This window comes from Mesorhizobium sp. M7A.F.Ca.MR.148.00.0.0, from assembly GCF_003997735.1.
Taxonomy (GTDB): domain Bacteria; phylum Pseudomonadota; class Alphaproteobacteria; order Rhizobiales; family Rhizobiaceae; genus Mesorhizobium.
Genome location: NZ_RZTB01000250.1, coordinates 1 through 2,223 on the forward strand (window position 1 = coordinate 1; position 2,223 = coordinate 2,223).

3 protein-coding genes are annotated in these 2,223 nt (G+C 66.7%); all 3 read left to right on the forward strand.

Annotated features, from left to right (window positions below; genetic code table 11):
* The first annotated feature begins 123 nt into the window (after positions 1-123).
* From EOB49_RS33635 to coaE, 3 genes are read left to right on the forward strand one after another with little or no spacing between them, the layout of a single operon-like run.
* Positions 124-723 (forward strand): Maf-like protein, encoded by a 600-nt coding sequence (locus tag EOB49_RS33635; protein WP_127331944.1) that lies wholly within the window; start codon positions 124-126, stop codon positions 721-723.
* Positions 716-1,558 carry a shikimate dehydrogenase gene (locus tag EOB49_RS33640; RefSeq protein WP_127383475.1) on the forward strand — a complete coding sequence of 281 codons (843 nt, stop codon included), beginning with the start codon at positions 716-718 and terminating at the stop codon, positions 1,556-1,558. Before EOB49_RS33635 ends, EOB49_RS33640 begins: the two co-directional genes overlap by 8 nt.
* The gene (gene coaE / locus EOB49_RS33645; RefSeq protein ID WP_127383476.1) at positions 1,555-2,154 is read left to right on the forward strand and encodes a dephospho-CoA kinase; all 600 of its coding nucleotides are present in this window, start codon (positions 1,555-1,557) and stop codon (positions 2,152-2,154) included. Before EOB49_RS33640 ends, coaE begins: the two co-directional genes overlap by 4 nt.
* The last annotated feature ends 69 nt before the right edge of the window (positions 2,155-2,223 follow it).

Sequence of the window (2,223 nt, forward strand, 5' to 3'; positions counted from 1 at the left end):
CCCCTTTCTCCCCGTCTCTATACGGGGAGAAATGTCCGGCAGGACAATGAGGGGCAGCGCCAACCTTACAGGACTAGAGCTGATCAAACTCCAACCGCGCCTGTGTCTGCGCCCGAGTGCAAAATGACCGAAAAACTCATCCTCGCTTCCGGCAGTCCGTTCCGCAAGGCGATGCTCGTCAATGCCGGCGTCGATGTCGAAGCCGTCCCGGCCGATGTCGACGAGCGCGCGCTCGAGGGGCCGTTGCAGGATAGCGGTGTCTCGCCCGAGGATGTTGCCCTGGTGCTGGCCGAGGCCAAGGCAACCGAAGTCAGCGAGCGCAGGCCGGGCGCCCTGGTGCTCGGCTGCGACCAGACGCTGTCGCTTGGCGACGAGGTGTTCCACAAGCCGGCCGATAGGGAAGGTGCGCGCCGCCATCTGCTGGCGCTGTCGGGCAGGACCCATCAGCTCAACAGCGCCGCGGTGCTGGTCCGCGACGGCGAGGTTTTGTGGCGCCATGTCGGCATCGCCTCGATGACCATGCGCAAGCTCGACCCGGCCTTCATCGGCCGCCATCTCGCCCGCGTCGGCGCCAAGGCGCTGTCCAGCGTCGGCGCCTATCAGATCGAAGGCGAAGGCATTCAATTGTTCGAGAAAATCGAAGGCGACCATTTCACGATTGTGGGCTTGCCGCTGTTGCCGCTGCTTGCCGAACTGCGCACGCTGGGAGCGATCGATGGCTGAGGCGTCGAAGAAGGCCTTCGTGTCAGGCCATCCGGTCAAGCATTCGCGCTCGCCGAAGATCCATGGCCACTGGCTGGCCAAACATGGCATCGACGGAAGCTACCAGGCCATCGATGTCGCGCCGCAAGACTTTGCCGTGTTCGTGAAAACGCTGCATGCAAACGATTACCGCGGCGGCAACATCACCATCCCGCACAAGGAAGCGGCCTTCGCATTGGCCGAACGCCGCGACGAGGCGGCGCAAGAAATCGGCGCCGTCAACACGCTGTGGTTCGAGGACGGCGTCCTGTGGGCCGGCAACACCGACGGTCACGGCTTTGCCGCCAACCTCGACGATCACGCACCGGGCTGGGCAAGCAAGGGTCCGGCGGTGGTGCTCGGCGCCGGCGGCGCGTCGCGCGCCGTCATCCATGCGCTGAAGCAGCGCGGCGTTGCCGACATCCGTATCGTCAACCGCACTGTGGCCCGGGCGCAGGAATTGCGCGATCGTTTCGGCGCCGGCGTGTCGGCGCATGGCATGGCGGCGACCGATGAACTGCTCGGCGATGCCGGCCTGCTGGTCAACACCACCGCGCTCGGCATGCATGGCAATGAAGGCCTGTCGGCCGATCCTGCCCGGCTGCCCGACCATGCCATCGTCACTGACATCGTCTATGTGCCGCTGGAGACGCCGCTGCTCGCGGCCGCCCGTGGGCGAAATCTGAAGGCGGTCGACGGCCTTGGCATGCTGCTGCATCAGGCCGTGCCCGGCTTCGAGCGCTGGTTCGGCGTCAGGCCGCGGGTGACGGCCGAACTCCGGGCGCTGATCGTCGCCGATCTGGTGCCGAAGCCATGATCGTGCTCGGCCTCACCGGCTCCATCGGCATGGGCAAGTCGACCACGGCCAGGATGTTCGCTGACGCCGGCGTGCCGGTCCATGATTCCGACGAGACGGTGCATCGCCTCTATGCCGGCAAGGCAGCCCCGTTGGTCGAGGCCGCCTTTCCCGGCACCACATCTGCCGGGGTGGTCGACCGGGCAAAGCTTGGCGCGCGTGTGCTCGGTGACGCCGCCGCGCTGAAGCGGCTCGAGGCGATCATCCATCCGCTGGTGCGCGCCGACGCCGATGCCTTTCTGGCCAGGCATCGTGGATCAGGCGCGCCGATCGCCGTCCTCGATATCCCCCTGCTGTTCGAAACCGGCGGCCGCAACCGCGTCGACAAGGTCGTTGTCGTCACTGCGCCGGCCGAGACCCAGCGCGCCCGCGTGCTGGCGCGGCCTGGCACGACGGAGGAAAAGCTGGCGTCGATCCTGGCCAAGCAGGTGCCGGATGCGGAAAAGCGGCGTCAGGCCGATTTCATCGTCGACACCGGCCAGGGGCTGGACGCCGCGCGCGCGGCGGTCAATGCGATCATCAGGCAGCTGATAGGAGTCGGCAAACCAGGCCGCTGACACTGGCTGATGTCGGCGCCGCCCCTCATCTGCCTGCCGGCATCTTCTCCCCGTATAGTGACGGGGAGA